This is a genomic window from Actinomadura sp. 9N407, assembly GCF_044326315.1.
Taxonomy (GTDB): Bacteria; Actinomycetota; Actinomycetes; order Streptosporangiales; family Streptosporangiaceae; genus Spirillospora.
Genome location: NZ_JBIRAW010000035.1, coordinates 1 through 16169, shown reverse-complemented (window position 1 = coordinate 16169; position 16169 = coordinate 1). Strand labels below are relative to the sequence as shown.

The 16169-nt window shown below is 73.3% G+C and carries 12 protein-coding genes and 1 pseudogene; 6 read left to right on the top strand and 7 right to left on the bottom strand.

Going from position 1 to position 16169, the window contains the following annotated elements; translation table 11 throughout:
- Positions 1 to 71: 71 nt before the first annotated feature.
- From ACH34Q_RS38215 to ACH34Q_RS38195, 5 genes are all read right to left on the bottom strand, one after another.
- Positions 72 to 1127 carry a tyrosine-type recombinase/integrase gene (locus ACH34Q_RS38215; protein WP_395988062.1) on the bottom strand — a complete coding sequence of 352 codons (1056 nt, stop codon included), beginning with the start codon at positions 1125 to 1127 and terminating at the stop codon, positions 72 to 74.
- 156 nt (positions 1128 to 1283) lie between these two features.
- Entirely contained in the window at positions 1284 to 2447 is a 1164-nt protein-coding gene (locus ACH34Q_RS38210) for a sulfotransferase family protein (protein WP_395988061.1), read from the bottom strand.
- 64 nt (positions 2448 to 2511) lie between these two features.
- Positions 2512 to 3297: an SDR family oxidoreductase gene (locus ACH34Q_RS38205; protein ID WP_395988060.1), complete on the bottom strand. Its 786-nt coding sequence runs from the start codon at positions 3295 to 3297 to the stop codon at positions 2512 to 2514.
- Complete coding sequence (locus ACH34Q_RS38200; RefSeq protein WP_395988059.1) at positions 3297 to 4532, bottom strand: hypothetical protein; 1236 nt, start codon at positions 4530 to 4532, stop codon at positions 3297 to 3299. Before ACH34Q_RS38200 ends, ACH34Q_RS38205 begins: the two co-directional genes overlap by 1 nt.
- A gap of 99 nt (positions 4533 to 4631) precedes the next feature.
- Positions 4632 to 5120, bottom strand: a complete 489-nt coding sequence (locus tag ACH34Q_RS38195; protein WP_395988058.1) for a nuclear transport factor 2 family protein — start codon at positions 5118 to 5120, stop codon at positions 4632 to 4634.
- A gap of 476 nt (positions 5121 to 5596) precedes the next feature.
- On the opposite strand from ACH34Q_RS38195, the gene ACH34Q_RS38190 reads away from it, so the two are divergent.
- A complete protein-coding gene (locus ACH34Q_RS38190; RefSeq protein WP_395988057.1) occupies positions 5597 to 6580 on the top strand; it encodes a DUF2804 domain-containing protein in 984 nt (327 codons plus the stop codon).
- On the opposite strand, the gene ACH34Q_RS38185 is transcribed toward ACH34Q_RS38190, so the two are convergent.
- Together ACH34Q_RS38185 and ACH34Q_RS38180 are read right to left on the bottom strand one after the other, a co-directional pair.
- Positions 6568 to 8397 (bottom strand): glycoside hydrolase family 2 protein, encoded by a 1830-nt coding sequence (locus ACH34Q_RS38185; RefSeq protein WP_395988056.1) that lies wholly within the window; start codon positions 8395 to 8397, stop codon positions 6568 to 6570. The two genes, ACH34Q_RS38190 and ACH34Q_RS38185, sit on opposite strands and share 13 nt — an antisense overlap.
- Positions 8394 to 9698 carry an MFS transporter gene (locus tag ACH34Q_RS38180; RefSeq protein ID WP_395988055.1) on the bottom strand — a complete coding sequence of 435 codons (1305 nt, stop codon included), beginning with the start codon at positions 9696 to 9698 and terminating at the stop codon, positions 8394 to 8396. The genes ACH34Q_RS38185 and ACH34Q_RS38180 overlap by 4 nt, the downstream gene beginning before the upstream one ends.
- 228 nt (positions 9699 to 9926) lie before the next feature.
- Here ACH34Q_RS38180 and ACH34Q_RS38175 point away from each other — a divergent pair, with 228 nt between their 5' ends.
- The 5 genes and pseudogenes from ACH34Q_RS38175 to ACH34Q_RS38155 all read left to right on the top strand — a co-directional run.
- Entirely contained in the window at positions 9927 to 11141 is a 1215-nt protein-coding gene (locus ACH34Q_RS38175) for an MFS transporter (protein WP_395988054.1), read from the top strand.
- Between the two features lie 281 nt (positions 11142 to 11422).
- On the top strand, positions 11423 to 12616 hold the full coding sequence (locus tag ACH34Q_RS38170; protein ID WP_395988156.1) for a cytochrome ubiquinol oxidase subunit I: 1194 nt from the start codon (positions 11423 to 11425) through the stop codon (positions 12614 to 12616).
- Between the two features lie 49 nt (positions 12617 to 12665).
- The gene (locus ACH34Q_RS38165) at positions 12666 to 13418 is read left to right on the top strand and encodes a cytochrome d ubiquinol oxidase subunit II (protein WP_395988053.1); all 753 of its coding nucleotides are present in this window, start codon (positions 12666 to 12668) and stop codon (positions 13416 to 13418) included.
- Between the two features lie 8 nt (positions 13419 to 13426).
- A complete protein-coding gene (gene cydD, locus ACH34Q_RS38160) occupies positions 13427 to 15145 on the top strand; it encodes a thiol reductant ABC exporter subunit CydD (RefSeq protein ID WP_395988052.1) in 1719 nt (572 codons plus the stop codon).
- Positions 15142 to 16169, top strand: a pseudogene (locus tag ACH34Q_RS38155) (thiol reductant ABC exporter subunit CydC); the annotation flags it as partial. The gene cydD and the pseudogene ACH34Q_RS38155, both read left to right, overlap by 4 nt.

Below are 16169 nucleotides of genomic sequence, written 5' to 3'. Positions count from 1 at the left end.
CCGGCCTCACCGGTCTCGCCTGGCGATGATCCGCCGCGCCCGGGCGAGGCCGGCCGCCGGTTCGGCACGCGTCAGGGCTCCTCCGCGCCCAGCAGCGGATGCACCCGCATCGCCGCCTCCAGCTCACCGGGCAGCTCGTCGCGGTAGCGGCCCAGCGTCGACAGATCCGAATGCCCCAGCACCCGCCGCACCGCGTCCATGTCCGTCGCCGCCGCCAGCAGATGCGTCGCCGTCGTATGCCGCAGGCCATGCGGCGTCACACCCCGCCGGTGCTCGGGATCCACCCGCGCCAGAACCCGGTCGATCACCCCCTGCACGTCACCGCGCGCCAGCCGCCGGCCCCGCCACGACAGCAGCAGCGCCTTCGGCTCGCGCCCCTTGTCCAGCAGCCGCCGCCCGTCGGCCAGGTAGGCCTCCAGCACCCGGGTGACCGCCCGGGGGAGCGGCACGTCCCTGGTCCGCCCGCCCTTGCCGAAGATCCGCCAGTACCGCACGCCCGCGTTGACGTAGAAGTCCTCCACATCGGCGCGCGTCAGCTCCGACACCCGCGGCCCCACCGCCGCCAGCAGCAGCACGATCAGCGCGTCCCGCAGCTCGGTCCGCTGATCGGCCCGCCGCGCCGGATCGGCCGGCGCCGACACCATCGACCGCGCCGCGCCCAGCAGCCCGTCGGCCTGCTCGGTGGTGAGCGCGCGCCGCTGCGACCGCAGCCCGCCGCGGTCCTTGGGCCGCAGCGTCACCGCCCGCATCGGATCCAGCTGCACCCAGCCCGTGATCGTCGCGTACCGGAAGAACGCCGACAGCGACCGCCGGAACCGCGCCTGCGACGCCGCGCTCTGCCGCGCCGCCGCACGCGGACCGCCCGCGCCGGGGGAGGGGGAGGGGGAGCGGCGGCGCCCGTCGGGCTTGTGCGCGAACTTCAGCAGCACCTCGTCGACGTCGGCGCCGCTGAGATCGTCCAGCACCCGCTCGGGCCCGGCCAGCTCCGCGAACGTCAGCACGTCGCGCGCGTACACTTCGGCGGTGCCGGGGGCCAGCGCCCCGGTGGCCGACTTCGCGCGGATCATCCGCGTGTAGCGGTCGGTGGTGTCGCCGACGGTCAGGCGCTGGACATCGATGGGACGCACGGTGCGGACGTTACCGCCCGGCTCCGACAGAACGCGCGCCGTCAGCTCGGTCCCGACGGAGAAGTAACCAAACCAGACAGAATCCTACTTCTGTCTGGTTTGGTTACTTATGCGAACTTTGTCCGACTCGGGTCGGACATCACCGGCATCCCGCCCTCAGGGGAGCTCCGCCACGTGACCCGCGAACCGTTCGTCCACCTGCTCGGGCGTGAGGCCGAAATCCGCCAGCGCGTACCGGTGCGCCGGACGCCCCGCACCCGTGGCGCTCTCATCGCGCAGCCGCGCCATCGCCGCCCGCGCCTCGTCACCGAACGGCAACCCGAAATGGCCGTACACCGACCCCACGGTGCCGATCGGGTCACGCACGAAGTCGTCGTACTGCACATCGAAGAACCGCGCCGGATCGTGCCGGGCCCGCTGGGCGTCGAACAGCTCCAGCCCCCGGCCCCACAGCTCCAGCTGGTCACGCCCGATCGTCTCGCCCGTGAACACCTCCGACCACCCCGAGGTCGCGTGCGCCGCGAGACTGCACATCGACGCCATCGCCGTACTCGGCGCCCGGTGCGTCTGCACGATCAGCGCGTCCGGATACACCTCCAGCAGCGCGTCCAGGGCGAACAGGTGACTGGGGTTCTTCAGCACCCACCGCCGCCCCGGATCGTTCAGGCCGATCAGCTGCAGGTTCCGGCGGTGCCTGCGGTACGCCGCCGTCCAGTCCTGCCCGGCCAGCCACGCCGAGTACCCCGGCAGGTGCGCCAGGCACTCGAACGAGATCGACCGCATCGACTGGCGCAGCAGCTGCCAGCATTCCTCCACCATCGCGGCCGAGATGTAGTGCACCCCCATGAACTCGGGGTTGTCGATGTGATGGCGCCGGTACCCGGCCTCGATCGCCTGGAACACCGGGTCGTCGTCCCAGCCGGCGCGCGGCGGCCGCGGCTGCGGCACCTCGGCCAGCCACACCTCCAGCCCCTGGTGGGCCGGGTCGGCGGTGAGCAGCCGGTGCAGCGCCGTGGTGCCCGTACGCGGCAGTCCCGTGACGAAGATGGGCCGCTCGACACCGGCCCCGGCGTGCTCGGGGAAACTCTGCCACGCCGCCTGCGACACCAGCCGTGCCGCCAGCGCGCCGCGCACGAGCGAGCGCTGCGCCTTGTTGCCCAGCGGGGTGAGCCCTGCCTCACCGGCCAGCGACTCCAGCAGCACGCCGAGCCCGTCCAGGTACGGGTCGTCGTCGCCGCCGAAGTCGGCCAAGCCGGTGATCTTGCTGGCCGAGGCGTGCAGATCCTCGACCGTCCCGACGCTGTCGCGCCCTGGGGTCATCGGTGCGGGTCCTTCCTGATCGGTGCGCACCGGTACCGGTGCCGGTCCGGGTGACGCCGCCTGCCTAGTGGTGCCATTCGCCGGCGTTGACGTCCAGGCACTGCCCGGTGACCGCGCGGGCCAGCGGCGAGAGCATGAACACCACGGCGTCGGCGACCTCGTCGGGTTCGGGCAGCCGGCGCAGGTCGGTGGTGGCGGCCATCTCCTCGTACACCTGCCGTGCCGGTACGCCGCGTTCGGCGGCCAGGTGGCCGAAGTACCACTTGAGGTTGTCGGCCCAGATGTAGCCGGGGGCGACGGTGTTGACCCGCACGCCGCGCGGCCCCAGTTCGGTCGCCAGGCTCTGCGTCATCGCCAGCAGGCTCGCCTTGGCCATCTTGTAGGCGCCGAAGGTGCGCCGGGAGTGCCGCAGCACCGCCGAGTTGATCATCACGACGGAGCCGGCGTGCTCGGCGATCGCGGGGGTCAGCAGCCGGGTCAGGCGCAGCGCGGACAGCACGTTGGTCTCCAGCCCGGCGCGTACCTTCTCCAGGTCGACCGTCATCAGGTCGGTCAGCGGCGGGATCGCGAAGGCGTTGTTGACCAGTCCGTCGACGCGCCCGAGCTCGCTCAGGGCGGTGTCGGCCAGCCGCGCGCAGGCGGCGTCGTCGGTGATGTCGGTCGGCACGGTGACCGCGCGGCGGCCGAGGGCCTCGACGTCCTTGGCCACTTCGGCCAGGCGGCTCTCGGTGCGCGCGGCCAGCACCACGTCGGCGCCGGCAGCGGCGCAGCGCAGCGCGAGGCCGCGGCCGAGTCCGGGGCCGACGCCGGAGATGACGATGACCTGGCCGGTGAGCAGTCCGGCGGCCATCAGCCGAGCATCCGCTGGGCGACGGCGGTCTGGCGGTCGGTGATGCGGGCGGCCCATTCGGCGGGGGTGACGCGCTGGCCGTCGTGGAAGGGCAGCCGCCGGGGCAGGTCGTCGAACGCGACGATCTCGGCCTGGGGGCCGTCGGCGGGGGTGAGGGCGCGGTTGAGGTGCTGCCAGCGGAACTGCAGGTAGCCGCGGTCGTGGCCGGTGCGTTCGATCCAGTTGGCCAGGCCGGGGTCGCGTTCGCTGACGATGTAGCGGATCATGCCGTCCTCGTCGGCGCGTGCCTGGTCGGCGGTGAGGCTGGTCTGGTGGTTGATGTAGTCCAGCGACACGTACCACATGCTGCCGAGCTGGAAGCCCTGGTACGGGGCGTCGGCGCGGTCGGCGGCGGGGACGGTGATGATCATGGCCTGGTCGTCGTCGAGGTCGTAGTGGCCGACGGAGGAGTACTGGGTGGCCAGCCCGCCGGGGGTGGGGCGGGGTTCGGTCAGGGTGTTGACCGGCAGTTGCAGGTAGTGCCATTCGGGGAAGGCGAGGAAGGTGCGCAGGCGGCCCAGCAGCATCCGGCCTGCGACGTCGTAGCGGCGGGCCATGCGGTCGGCGGTGATGGGGGGCGGGGCGGTGCCGAGGGTGTCGGCGCGGTGGATGCGGATCTCGCCGGGCCGTTCGTTCCGCCAGTCGCTGAAGACCTCGCGGACGATGAGCATGGCCGAGCCGGGGCCGAGGGGGACGTAGCCGGGTTCGGCGTCGGGGCGGGGCGGGCCGAACCGCAGCCGGAAGGTGCCGTCGGCGGCGATGTCGAGGTCGCGGTCGTCGAAGGCGGTGAGGCTGTCGGGTGACTGGGTCGGGGAGTAGTCGCCGTTGAGGACCTGGAAGCTGAGGTCGGCGGTGGTGCCGCGGCGTCCGGTGACGACGTATTCGGCGTCGTCGCGGATGTAGGCGTGGAAGTAGAGGGTGTCGGGGTTGTCCAGGCCGAGTTTGGTGTAGGGGCCGGTGGAGGAGGCGAAGAAGGGGTGGTCGTGCTGGTAGGCGGCGACCATGTGCAGTGAGGCCTTGATGCTGCCGGCGAGGTAGTCCAGGCCTTCGGCCAGGTCCTGCTCGGTCTTGACGTGGGGTGCGGTGCGGATGATGTGTTCGGCTTCGGCGATCGCCTCGGTGAACGGGCGCGTGGCGGCGGCCGTGGCGTCGGCGGCGGAAGGGGCGGTCTGGTGCGGGGCTGGGTCGGTGGCCACCGGTCTCCCTGGGATCGTCGGTCGGGGCGGGCTGAGGGCTGGGCTGGTGAATCGGGTCTGCCGGGCCGGTACGTGCTGGATCGGAGAGTAGAACGCGTTCTAGGTAGCGTCAATGCCGGGTGCCGGCGGCAGGCCGGCGGTGAACTTGAGGCTGGGGACGTCGGCCAGCGACATCGTGTACTCGTAGGTGCGCCGGTGGCCGGTGTGCTCGACCCGCCACAGGCCGTCGCCGCCGCGCCGGTAGACGTCGCGGTAGAACGCGGCGCCGTGGATGAGCAGCTTGTGCTCGGGGAGGATGACGGTGTCCTCCAGGGCCCAGATGCCGGTCGCGCGGTCGCCGTCGATGTCGATCTCGGAGCTTCCGGCGGTGTGCGTGGTGATCGTCCCGGGCCCGAGGTTGGTGCGCATGTAGTCGACGATGGCGGTGCGTCCGGCCAGCCGCAGCTGCTTGCCGATGACGGGGGTGTCGTACTCGGCGACGGCGTCGTCGGTGAAGACGCCGCCGAAGTCGTCCCAGAGCTTGAGGTCCACGCAGCGCAGGTAGCGGTGCTTGAGCCGGCGGATCTCTTCGAGCGCGATCAGGTCCATGCGGCCAGCCTGCTCGCCCGCACGCCGGTTTGGCAAGAACAGGTTCTATTTTGTGCCGTGCGACGGGAAGTCGGACGGCCGCGCCCGTACCGGAGCCACGCGCCGCAGTGCCGTCCGCCCAGCCCCGCACCGCCATGTCCGTTCCCGCACCTGAAGTCCCGCGACAACCGCCCGTTTCGCCCCGCTCTCGGCGGGTTCCCAAGATGGTCGATAATAAACATTATGTTAAGTAGGGGCGATCGGAGATGGTTCGGCCGGCGACAAGGGACGGACGCCCCTGCCCCCGCCGGTCAAGTGCCGGCTCCGTCAGGAGGCCGACGACCTCGTCGCCCGCGCCATAGAGCGGCTCGTCTAGTTCTCGGCGCGAGGCGGGGGCGTGTTCGGTGGGCCACTCCCCTTCGGTGGGCCACTCCCCTGGTTCGGCGCCTGAGGCGCGGGCCGGTGGTGGGCGTGGTGGTGATCGCTAGGCTCGGGGGATGCTGACTCATGAGCGGGAGATCACCGAGGCGGTCGACCTGTGCCTGCCGGACGGGCGGCTGAATCCCGAGGCGGTGGGCTGGACGAGGCGGCCGCTGCACCGGTCGAATCTGCGCGGGTGGGGCCGGGTGAAGCGGTGGGAGTACTGGGGTGTGGTGACGCCGCGTCATGTGGTGGGGCTGGTGGCGTCGTCGCTGGACTACGCGGGTGTGCACGGGGTGTACGTGCTGGATCGCGAGTCGGGTGAGGAGATCGGCCGGGACGCGGTGGTGCCGCTGGCGCGTGGTGCGGTGATGCCCGATCGCGGCGGTGCGGGGACGGCGGAGGCGCGGGGCGGCGGGGTGGCGGTCGGGGTGCGTCAGGGTCCGGGCGGCTCGAGGCTGCGGGCGGTGGCGCCCGGGGTGGACATCGATCTGGTGGTGCCGCTGCCGGAGGGGCATGAGTCGCTGGGTGTGGTGATCCCGTGGGGTGCGAACCGTTTCCAGTACACGGTGAAGGATGTGGGGCGTCCGGTGCGGGGCCGGTTGCGGCTGCCGTCGGGGGTGCACGAGGTGAGTGAGGACGACTCGTTCGCGGTCCTGGATCACGGGCGCGGGAAGTGGCCGTACCGGATGACGTGGAACTGGGCGGCCGGCAGCGGTGAGGGGCGGGCGCTGCAGCTGGGTGGCAAGTGGACTTCCGGTACGGGGATGACGGAGAACGCGTTGTTCGTGGACGGGCGGCTGCACAAGATCGGTGAGGAGCTGGAGTGGTCCTATGACCGGGCCGACTGGCTGCGGCCGTGGCGGATCCGGGGGGTGCGGGTGCAGGTGGAGTTCCGTCCGTTCCACGAGAAGGTGGCGCGGACGGAGCTGGGTGTGGTGGGGTCCGAGACGCATCAGTGCTTCGGGTACTTCAGCGGGCGGGCTCAGGCCGACGACGGCAGGTGGGTGGATCTGGACGGCCTGGTGGGGTGGGCCGAGGAGGCGCGTCAGCGCTGGTGAGGCGACCCGCGGGCGGGCGGCTCGAGGCGGAGCCGCGCGTTGACGGCGCGGACGAGGCCGGCGGGTAGTTTCAGCACCTCGCGGTCGTAGGTGAGCAGGCCGTTGAGTTCGTCTTCGACGTCGGACAGCTGGGTGTAGACGGTGGCGCTGAGCCCGCGCGGGATCGCGGGGACGATCTGCTGGGCGTGCAGGCGGGTGAAGGCGGCGCCGAGGCGGGCGGCGGTCGCGTGGCGTTTGTAGCCGAAGTCCTTGTCGTTGTGGGTGTGACCGTCGACGCGGTGGTTGTATCCGCCGTATTCGGACAGCACGAGGACGCGTGCGTCGCCGCGTCGCCGCCGGGGCAGGCGGAAGCGGCGGAAGTAGACGTGCAGGCTGCGCAGGTCGCCGGCGCCCTGGTCGTGCCAGCCGCTGGCGTGGTCGATGGTGCGGGTGGGGTCGAGTGCGGCGATCTCGGCGGTGACGGCGGCGGCGTCGAACTGGCCCCAGCCTTCGTTGAACGGGACCCAGACGGCGATGCTGACGATGTTGCGCAGGTGCTCGATGGTCTCGCGGGTCTCGGCGAGGAATCGTGCGCGTCCGGCGGCGTCGGCGCGGCCGAACCAGCGGTGGTGGCGGTCGTTCAGGCGCAGGGGTGTGACGGCGGGGGCGGTGATGACCAGGGGGTGGTAGGGGCCGCCGCCGTTGACCATGTCCTGCCAGACCAGGATGCCGAGGCGGTCGCAGTGGTGGTACCAGCGCAGCGGCTCGATCTTGATGTGCTTGCGGAGCATGGTGAAGCCGAGCCGTTTCATCGTGGCGATGTCGTGGATCATGGCTTCGTCGGAGGGGGCGGTGTACATGCCGTCGGGCCAGTAGCCCTGGTCGAGGATGCCGGCGTGGAAGTAGGGGCGGCCGTTGAGGTGCAGGCGCGGGACGCCGTCGTGGTCGGGTCCGGTGGTGTAGGAGCGCATGCCGAAGTAGCCGCGGACGTGGTCGGTGCCGAGGGTGGCGGTGACGTCGTACAGGTGGGGGTCTTCGGGGGTCCACAGGCGGGCGCCGGGCAGCGGGAGGCGTACGGGGCGGCCGGGGACGGCGTCGGTTTCGGCGATGATGTGGCCGCCGTCGTGGACGGCGATGCGCGCGGGTCCTCCCCCGGTGCCGGCGTGGACGGTGATGTCGACGCTGGAGTCGTCCAGGCGGGGGGTGAGGGTGAGGCGGGTGATGTGGGTGGCGGGGACGCATTCGGCCCAGACGGTCTGCCAGATGCCCGATTGGGGGGTGTACCAGATGCCGCCGCGGTCGAGTTTCTGCTTGCCGCGTGCGTGCTGGCCGGTGTCGGTGTCGTCCTGGACCTGGACGGTGAGGGTGTTGGGGCCGGGGCGCAGGGCGTGGGTGATGTCGAGGGTGAAGGGCAGGTAGCCGCCGGTGTGGCCGCCGACGGCGGTGCCGTTGAGGTGGACGCTGCAGGTCTGGTCGACGGCGCCGAAGTGCAGCAGCACGCGGGCGCCGGGGTCGCCGGCGGGGCGGAAGCCGTCGGGGAGGGTGAGGGTGCGGCGGTAGGAGAGCGTCTGGTGTGGCAGGAGCGTGCGGCCGACGCCCGACAGCGGCGATTCGGGCGAGAACGGCACGATGATGTCGCCGTCGTAGGTGCCGTTCTCCCCCGGCGGGTCCTGGCCGGGCCCGGTGATGGCGTACTCCCAGCGGCCGTTGAGGTTGAGGTGGCTGTCGCGGGCCAGTTGGGGGCGCGGGTGTTCGGGCAGGACGTCGTCGGGGTCGAGCGCGGCGCCCCAGCGGGTGAGCAGGCCGGGCGGCTGGCCGGGGGTCACCGGGCGGGTCATGGGGTGTTCTCCTTGGCGGGGGTGGCGCGGCGCAGCGCCAGGACCGGGACGATGATGAGGGTGAGGACGGCGGCGGCCGCGAGGAAGACCGCGGGTGTGGGGACCTGTTTGAGGACGCCGAGTTCCTCGTAGTACTGGTCGGCGCCCTTGATGACGGTGGCGCCGAGGTACGGGCCGATGATCATGGGGATGAGGATGGCGAAGACCATCCGCAGTCCCTGGACGTGCCCGGCGCGGCCGGGCGGGGTGTGGTCGCGGACCAGGGCGCCGACGGGGGCCAGGACGAGCATGAATCCGGTCATCAGGACCAGGCCGGCGGCGATGACGGGCAGGGTGTCGCGGGCCAGCGGCATCAGCAGCAGCCCGGTGCCGTACACGGCGATGGCGGGCGGCAGGAACGCGACCTTGCCGATGCGGTCGATGAGGGGGCCGCAGGCGACGGTGACGGCGGAGGCGCCGGTGAGGACGACGGCCAGGATGAGGGCGTAGCCGTCGATGTCGAGGTAGCGCTGCAGGTAGATGATCAGGTAGGGCAGGAAGACCTGGGTGGAGACGCCCCATACGCACCAGGCGCCCAGGGCGAGGTACAGGGGCGGGTTGGCGCGCATGGCGCCGGGGCGCAGGCCGTGGACCAGGGAGCGCAGGTAGGGCTCGCTCGGGCGGTGCGGGGCGGGCCGGTCGCGGACGAAGATCCAGGCGAGGGTTCCGGCGGCGGTGATGATGACGCCGATGATGACGAAGAACGCGGGCCAGTGGCCGGCGCGGGTGAGGGCGTCGAAGCCGCCGAAGACGATCAGCATCGCCATCAGCGGCATGATCGCCAGTACCGATTCGACGCGGCCGCGGTTGGCGGGGACGGTGCTGTCGGTGACCCAGGCCTGGAAGGCGGCGTCGTTGGCGCCGGCGCCCAGGAACGACATGAGGCAGTCCAGGGTGATGACGAGGATGACGGCGAGCAGGACGGCGTCGGCCGCGGGGGCGAGGGTGGCGGCGGTGTCGACGGTGATGAGGCCGAACGCGGCGGTGGCCAGGCCCCAGGCGAGGTAGCCGCCGGCGATGAAGGCGCGGCGGCGGCCGAGGCGGTCCGACAGGGCGCCGATGGTGAGGGTGGCGGCGGTGGCGGCGATCGCGCTGGCGGCGACCATGGCGGCGATGACGTCGGGGTCGTCGCTGATGGTGTCGTGGACGAACACGTTGAGGTACATGTTCTCCACCGTCCAGGCGAGCTGGCCGGCGAGTCCGAGCATGATCAGCATCGTCCAGAGCCGGCGCCCGAGTGGAACGGCGTTCTCGGTGGTCACAGCGGAGAACAGTACAATGATCACTTACCGGGCGGGCGTGGCCGTTCCCGCTGGACGGACGACCGCTCCCCTCCCCCGCGCCGGTGACCCGGGAAAAGGTCTCGGGTCGCGGCGGGGTGCTGTGGTAGCTTCCGAAATATGACCTGGCGACATTGACGCTCATCGGCGTCCCATGGTGAATCGGGGCTGGCGCGCAGGCTGTACGCCTCCGCGTTCCTCGAGGATTTCGTGCTGCTGTACCCGGTGTACGCGCTGCTGTTCGCCGACACCGGGCTGTCACCCGCAGCGGTCTCTTCCCTGTTCGTCATCTGGTCGGTCACCGCGATCGTGTTCGAGGTGCCCTCGGGTGTGTGGGCCGACGTCTTCTCGCGGCGCCGCCTGCTGACCCTCGGGCCGCTGCTGTCGGGTGCCGGTTTCGGGTTGTGGACGCTGTTCCCCTCCTACGCGATGTTCGCGGCGGGTTTCGTGCTGTGGGGCCTGGGGTCGTCGCTGCGTTCGGGGACGTTGCAGGCGCTGGTGTACGAGGAGTTGCGCCGCGTGGGCGCGGGCGCCTCGTACGCGCGGCTGTCCGGGCGGGCGCAGGCGGTGGGGACGACGGCGGTGCTGGTGGCCACGGCCGCGGCGGCGCCGGTGATGGCGGCGGGCGGCTACCGGGCGCTGGGTGCGGCGAGTGTGGCGGTGTGCGTGCTGAACGCGGCGGTGTCGTGGTCGCTTCCCGAGCACCGCGGCGCCCCCTCCCCCGGCGGCGAGAACACCCCCGACGCCGACGAGGAGGAGGACGAAGAGGACGAGCCGTCGTTGCGGCGGGTGCTGAGCGAGGGCTGGGCGCAGGTCCGCGACGTTCCGCGGGTGCGGGGGGCACTGGTGCTGTCGGTGGTGCTCATGGGCGTGACGGCGCTGGACGAGTACGTGCCGTACCTGGCGGCCTCGACGGGTGTCGCGGCGGCGGCGGTACCGCTGCTGGTGCTGGTGGTCAGCGCCGGTGACACGGTGGGCGGCTGGCTGGCGGGCCGGGGCGTGCGGTGGCTGGCCCCCGCGCTGGCGGTCGCGGGGGCCGGCCTGGCGGCGGGCTCGCTGATCGGTTCGGTCGCGGGCCGTGCGGAGGGGCTGCTGCTGGTGGGGGCGGCGTTCGGGATCTTCCAGTGGGCGATGGTCGCGGCGGACGCGCGGCTGCAGGAGCGGATCACCGACCGGTCGCGGGCGACGGTGACGTCGCTGGCGGGGTGGGGTTCGGAGGTGCTGGCCGTGGCGATCTTCGCCGGGTACGGGGCGGGTTCGGTGTGGGCGGGGCCCGGGGTGCTGTTCGCGGTGGCGGGCGTGCCGTACCTGATGGTGGCGCTGGTGCTGGGGTGGTCGGCGCGCCGCGAGTCCGGCCGTACCACCACCGACCCGGCGGACTCCTCGCGCACGGTGGATACATCCGTGGTCGGACCTGAGGAGTGACCCCCGCAGGCGGCGTCTGCCCCGGCCGTCCGCCGCCCAGGCCCCCAGGGCGCGACCGCCCGGCGCTGACGCCGCCTCGCCGCCTACATCCCGCGATGTAGGCGGCGGGGCGGGTCTGCGCGAAAGGTGCAGGGCGGGTGCATGCTCGTGCCGGATCCGCCGGCGGGTGTGCCGGCTCCAGGATCGTCGGTGGTGACGATCCAAGGGGTTGAGGTGGCGTGATGGACGATCCGCTGATGCTGGCACGGCTGCAGTTCGCGTTGACGGCGGGTTCGCATTTCCTGTTCGTGGCGCTGACGCTGGGGCTGGCGACGCTGGTGGCGCTGATGCAGACGCGGGCGACGTGGTCGGGCAGCGCGGTGCATGCGCGGATGACGCGGTTCTGGGGCCAGCTGTATGTGATCAACTATGCGGTCGGGATCGTCACGGGGCTGGTGATGGAGTTCCAGTTCGGGATGAACTGGGGCGGGACGGCGGAGCTGACCGGCGGGGTGTTCGGGGCGCCGCTGGCGATGGAGACGGTGGCGGCGTTCTTCGTCGAGTCGACGTTCCTGGGCCTGTGGATCTTCGGGTGGGACCGGCTGAACCGGTGGGTGCATCTGGCGCTGATCTGGGTGGTGACGTTCACCGCGTACCTGTCGGCGTACTTCATTCTGGTCGCCAACGGCTGGATGCAGCGCCCCGTCGGGTACGAGATGCGCGACGGCACCGCGCATCTGACGGATCTGGGGGCGCTGCTGACCAATCCGGCGGCGGTGCTGGCGTTCTTCCATGTGCTGTTCGGGGGGCTGCTGACGGCCGGGTTCTTCCTGGCCGGGGTGAGCGCGTACCACCTGTTCCGGCGGACGGCGCAGGTGGAGTTCTTCCGCCGTTCGATGCGGATCGGGCTGGCGGCGGTGGTGGCGTCGGTGTTCCCGGTGGTGGTGTTCGGCGGTGTGCAGTTCGCCTACCTGCAGCCGACCAAGCGCCCCGGATCGCCGGAGGGGCAGGCGGCCGAGGCCGATCTCATCGCGCGGTTCGGGCCGGGTGACTACACCCCGCCGTGGCCGGCGTCGGCCGGTGAGGCGCTGATGATGCTGGCATGGGTGCTGATGCTGGCCGTGGCGGCGGTCGCGCTGGTGAAGCTGCCGTTCGGGCGGTGGCTGGTGCGGGGCCGGATCTTCCATGTGGTGCTGATGGCGGCGGTGCCGCTGCCGTACGTGGCGATGCTGTCGGGCTGGGTGTTCCGTGAGGTGGGGCGGCAGCCGTGGGTGGTGTACGGGCTGCTGAAGACCCAGGACGCGCTGTCGGATGTGAGCGCGGGGTGGGTGGCGGTGTCGTTCACGGCGTTCACGGGCCTGTTCGCGGTGCTGATCGCGGTGAACGCGTGGCTGCTGGTACGGCATGCGCGGCGCGGCCCGGACGAGGTCCGCCTGGGCGCCGATCCCCGGACGGGCCCGGCGCCGGCGGAGCCGATGCTGACCCCCACGTACTAGTCCGAACCGGCGATCCCCCTTTTTCTCTTCTCTTGTCTGGAGCGTTGTGATGGAGATGCTCGCGGTGGTGTTGCTGGCGGTGTTCACCGCCGGGTATCTGGTGCTGGCCGGCGGTGACATCGGGGTGGGGATGCTGCTGCCGTGGCTGGGGCGCGGGCAGGACGAGCGCCGCGTGGTGATCGCGGCGTTCGCGCCGTTCTTCCTGGCCAACGAGGTGTGGCTGGTGGCGGTGGCGGGGATCATGGCCGGCGCGTTCCCCGCTTTGGAGCACGGGCTGCTGGAGGGCCTGTTCCCGCTGTTCGTGGCGCTGCTGATGGCGTGGATCGTGCGGGACATGGGGCTGTGGCTGCGGGGCCGCGTGGACGCGCCGGCGTGGCGGGGCGGCTGCGACGCGGCGATCGTGGCGGGCAGCTGGGGGCTGGCGCTGGTGTGGGCGTCGCTGCTGGGCACGATCCTGGCCGGCGGCGCCACCGAGGGCCTGAACGCCGGCAGTGTCCTGGGGCTGCCGCTGGCGGCGGTGTTCGCGCTGCACGGCGCGGGTTTCGCGCGGCTGCGGTGCACGGGCGCGGTGCTGGCGCGGGCGCGGCGGATCCCGGCGTCGTACGCGGTGACGGCGGTGGCGCTGGCGGGCCTGGCCGTGGCGGCCGGGGCGCGGCTGCCGCTGGTGGATTCGGCGGCGCCGGGGGCGGGGCTGGCGGTGACGGCGGTGATGACCGCCGCGCTGCTGCCGCTGCTGCTGGCCGCGCAGGCGCTGGTGTGGTGGACGTTCCGGGGGCGCGTGGATTCGCCCTCCTACCTGTAGGGGCGGGCGTGAAAAGTACTGAGCGGCGTCTGCTGGGCCTGCTGCCGCGCCGGGTGCTGGTGGTGCTGGGCGTGGTGACGGTGGCGCAGGGCGTGCTGCTGGTGGCGGGGGCGTGGCTGCTGGCGCGGGCGATCGCGGGCCTGGACACCGGGCCGCTGCCGGCGCTGGCGGGTGTGGTGGCGGCGCGGGCGGTGCTGGCGTGGGCGGCGGAGGTGGTCGCGGGCCGTTCGGCGGCGGCGGTCAAGCACCGCCTGCGGGAGGCGCTCCTGGCCGCCCCCTCCTCCGCTGCCGGGCAGGCGGCCGGTGGGGACGGCGGTGGCGGGGCCGCGGGACGGGTGACGCTGGTGACCCGGGGCCTGGACGCCGTCGGCCCCTTCTACACCGGGTACGTGCCGCAGCTGCTGGCGGCGTGCGTGGTCCCGGTGCTGGTGCTGGCGTGCCTGGCCGCAGCGGACTGGGCGTCGGCGCTGGTGGTGGCGGTGACGGTTCCGCTGGTGCCGGTGTTCGGCGCGCTGGTGGGGATGCGGACGGCGGAGCTGACGGGGCGGCAGTGGGGGCTGCTGCACCGGCTCGGCGGGCATTTCGGGGACGTGCTGGCGGGCCTGCCGACGCTGCGGGCGTTCGGGCGCGCCGGGCACCAGTCGCGGGTGGTGCGGGAACTGGCCGCCGAGCACCGCCGCGCGACGGTCGCGGCGCTGCGGGTGGCGTTCCTGTCGGCGCTGGTGCTGGAACTGGTGTGCGCGCTGTCGGTGGCGCTGGTGGCGGTGCCGGTGGGGCTGCGGCTGCTGGGCGGGGAGATGGCGCTGGCGACGGGCCTGCTGGTGCTGATCCTGACACCGGAGGTGTACCTGCCGCTGCGGGCGCTGGGGACCCGCTTCCATGCCAGCGCCGAGGGCGTGGCGGCGGCCGAGCGCGCGTTCGCGGTGATCGACGCCCCGGCCCCCGTGCCCGCCGCGGTCACGGCACGCCCGGCGCCCGCCGGCGGGGCACCGGAGATCGTCCTGGAGGACGTCACCGTCCGCTACCCCGGGGCCGAGCGGCCCGCGCTGGAGGGGGTGTCGCTGCGGGTGGCGCCCGGTGAGCGGGTCGCGGTGACGGGCCGTTCCGGTGCGGGAAAGTCGACGCTGCTGCTGGTCCTGGCGGGACTGTGCCCGGTGGAGTCGGGCCGCGTGCTGGTCGACGGCGTGGACCTGCGCGACCTTGACCTGCGGGAATGGCGGGAACGGCTGGGATGGGTACCGCAGCGGCCGCACCTGTTCGCCGCGTCGGTGGCCGACAACATCCGCCTCGGCGCACCGGACGCCGGCGATGAACAGGTGGAGGCGGCCGCGCGGGCGGCGCAGGCCGACGCGTTCGTCCGGGAGCTTCCCGCCGGGTACGGCACGGTGCTGGGCGAGCGCGGCGCGGGCCTGTCGGCGGGGCAGCGGCAGCGGCTGGCGATCGCCCGCGCGTACGTGACGGGGGCGCCGGTGATGCTGCTGGACGAGCCGACGGCGCGGCTGGACCTGCTCAGCGAGCGGCTGCTGGTGCAGGCGGCGCAGACCCTGCTGCAGGGCCGTACGGCGCTGATCGTGGCGCATCGCCCGGCGCTGCTGGCGTTGGCGGGGCGGGTGGTGCGGCTGGAGGAGGGCCGGGTCACCGCCGACGATCCCGCCCCGGCGACGCGGACGCGAACAGTGACGGGGACGGGTGCGAGGACACAGGCGGGAACGGGGACGGCGGCGTGAGCGGGATGTGGGGCGCGGTGCGCCCGTACGGGGTGCGGCTGGCCGCGGCGGGGCTGGCGGGGATCGCCGCCGAACTGTGCGGGCTGGGGCTGATCGCGGCGGCGGCGTGGCTGATCGCGCGGGCGGCGCAGCAGCCGCCGGTGGCGGCGCTGTCGCTGGCGATCGTGGCGGTGCGCGCCTGCGCCGTCGGCAAGGGCGGACTGCGGTACCTGGAACGGCTGGCCGGGCACGATGTGGCGCTGCGGGCGCTGGCGGAGCTGCGCGGCCGGGTGTTCGACGCCCTCGCCCGGACCCCCGCGGGGCGGCTGCGTGAGGGGGACGCGCTGACCCGGATGGTCGCCGACGTCGACGCCGTTCAGGATCTGCTGCTGCGGTGCCTGCTGCCGGCGGTCGCGGCGGTGGTGTGCGGCGCGGCGGGGCTGGTGGTGTGCGCGGTGGCGGTCCCGGACGCGGCGCCGGTGCTGGCGGCAGGGCTCGCGGTGGCGGCGCTGGTGCTGGCGCCCGGCGCCGCGGTGCTGAGCGGGCGGGCGGCGGCGCGCGCGGCGGTGGCGCGGGAACGGCTGGCGGTACGGTCCCTGGACGTGCTGGAGGGCGCCGGTGATCTGGCGGTGTTCGGCGCGGCGGGCCGGTTCGCCGAGGCGGCCGGGGCGCAGTCGCGGCGGCTGGCGGGCGCCGAGCGCGCCGCCGCGCGGGTCACGGCGCTGGTGAGCGGCGCCGGGTTCGCGGTGCAGGGCCTGACGTGCGCGGCGGTGGCGTGGGCGGCGATCGGCGCCGGCGCGGACGGGGTGCGGGTGGCGGTGGCGGCGCTGACCGCGCTGATCGCGGTGGAGGCGGCGCTGCCGCTGGTGTCGGCGGCGCAGCGGCTGCGTGAGGTGCTGCCGGCGTCGCGGCGGGTCGCGGTGGTGCTGGCCACCGCCGGGCCGCCGCGCCCGCGCGTGCCCGTGGCGCTGCCGCCGGGGCCGCTGAGCGTGCAGCTGCTCGGCGTGCGCGTCACCTACCCCTCCCCCGGCCCCGGGGGGGGCCG

What these genes read in the sequence shown, in the direction of transcription:
- ACH34Q_RS38190 (WP_395988057.1), top strand. Translation starts at nt 5,597, where the DNA reads ATGCTGACTCATGAGCGGGAGATCACCGAGGCGGTCGACCTGTGCCTG.
- ACH34Q_RS38195 (WP_395988058.1), bottom strand. Translation starts at nt 5,120, where the DNA reads ATGGACCTGATCGCGCTCGAAGAGATCCGCCGGCTCAAGCACCGCTAC.
- ACH34Q_RS38165 (WP_395988053.1), top strand. Translation starts at nt 12,666, where the DNA reads ATGGAGATGCTCGCGGTGGTGTTGCTGGCGGTGTTCACCGCCGGGTAT.
- ACH34Q_RS38205 (WP_395988060.1), bottom strand. Translation starts at nt 3,297, where the DNA reads ATGGCCGCCGGACTGCTCACCGGCCAGGTCATCGTCATCTCCGGCGTC.
- ACH34Q_RS38185 (WP_395988056.1), bottom strand. Translation starts at nt 8,397, where the DNA reads ATGACCCGCCCGGTGACCCCCGGCCAGCCGCCCGGCCTGCTCACCCGC.
- ACH34Q_RS38210 (WP_395988061.1), bottom strand. Translation starts at nt 2,447, where the DNA reads ATGACCCCAGGGCGCGACAGCGTCGGGACGGTCGAGGATCTGCACGCC.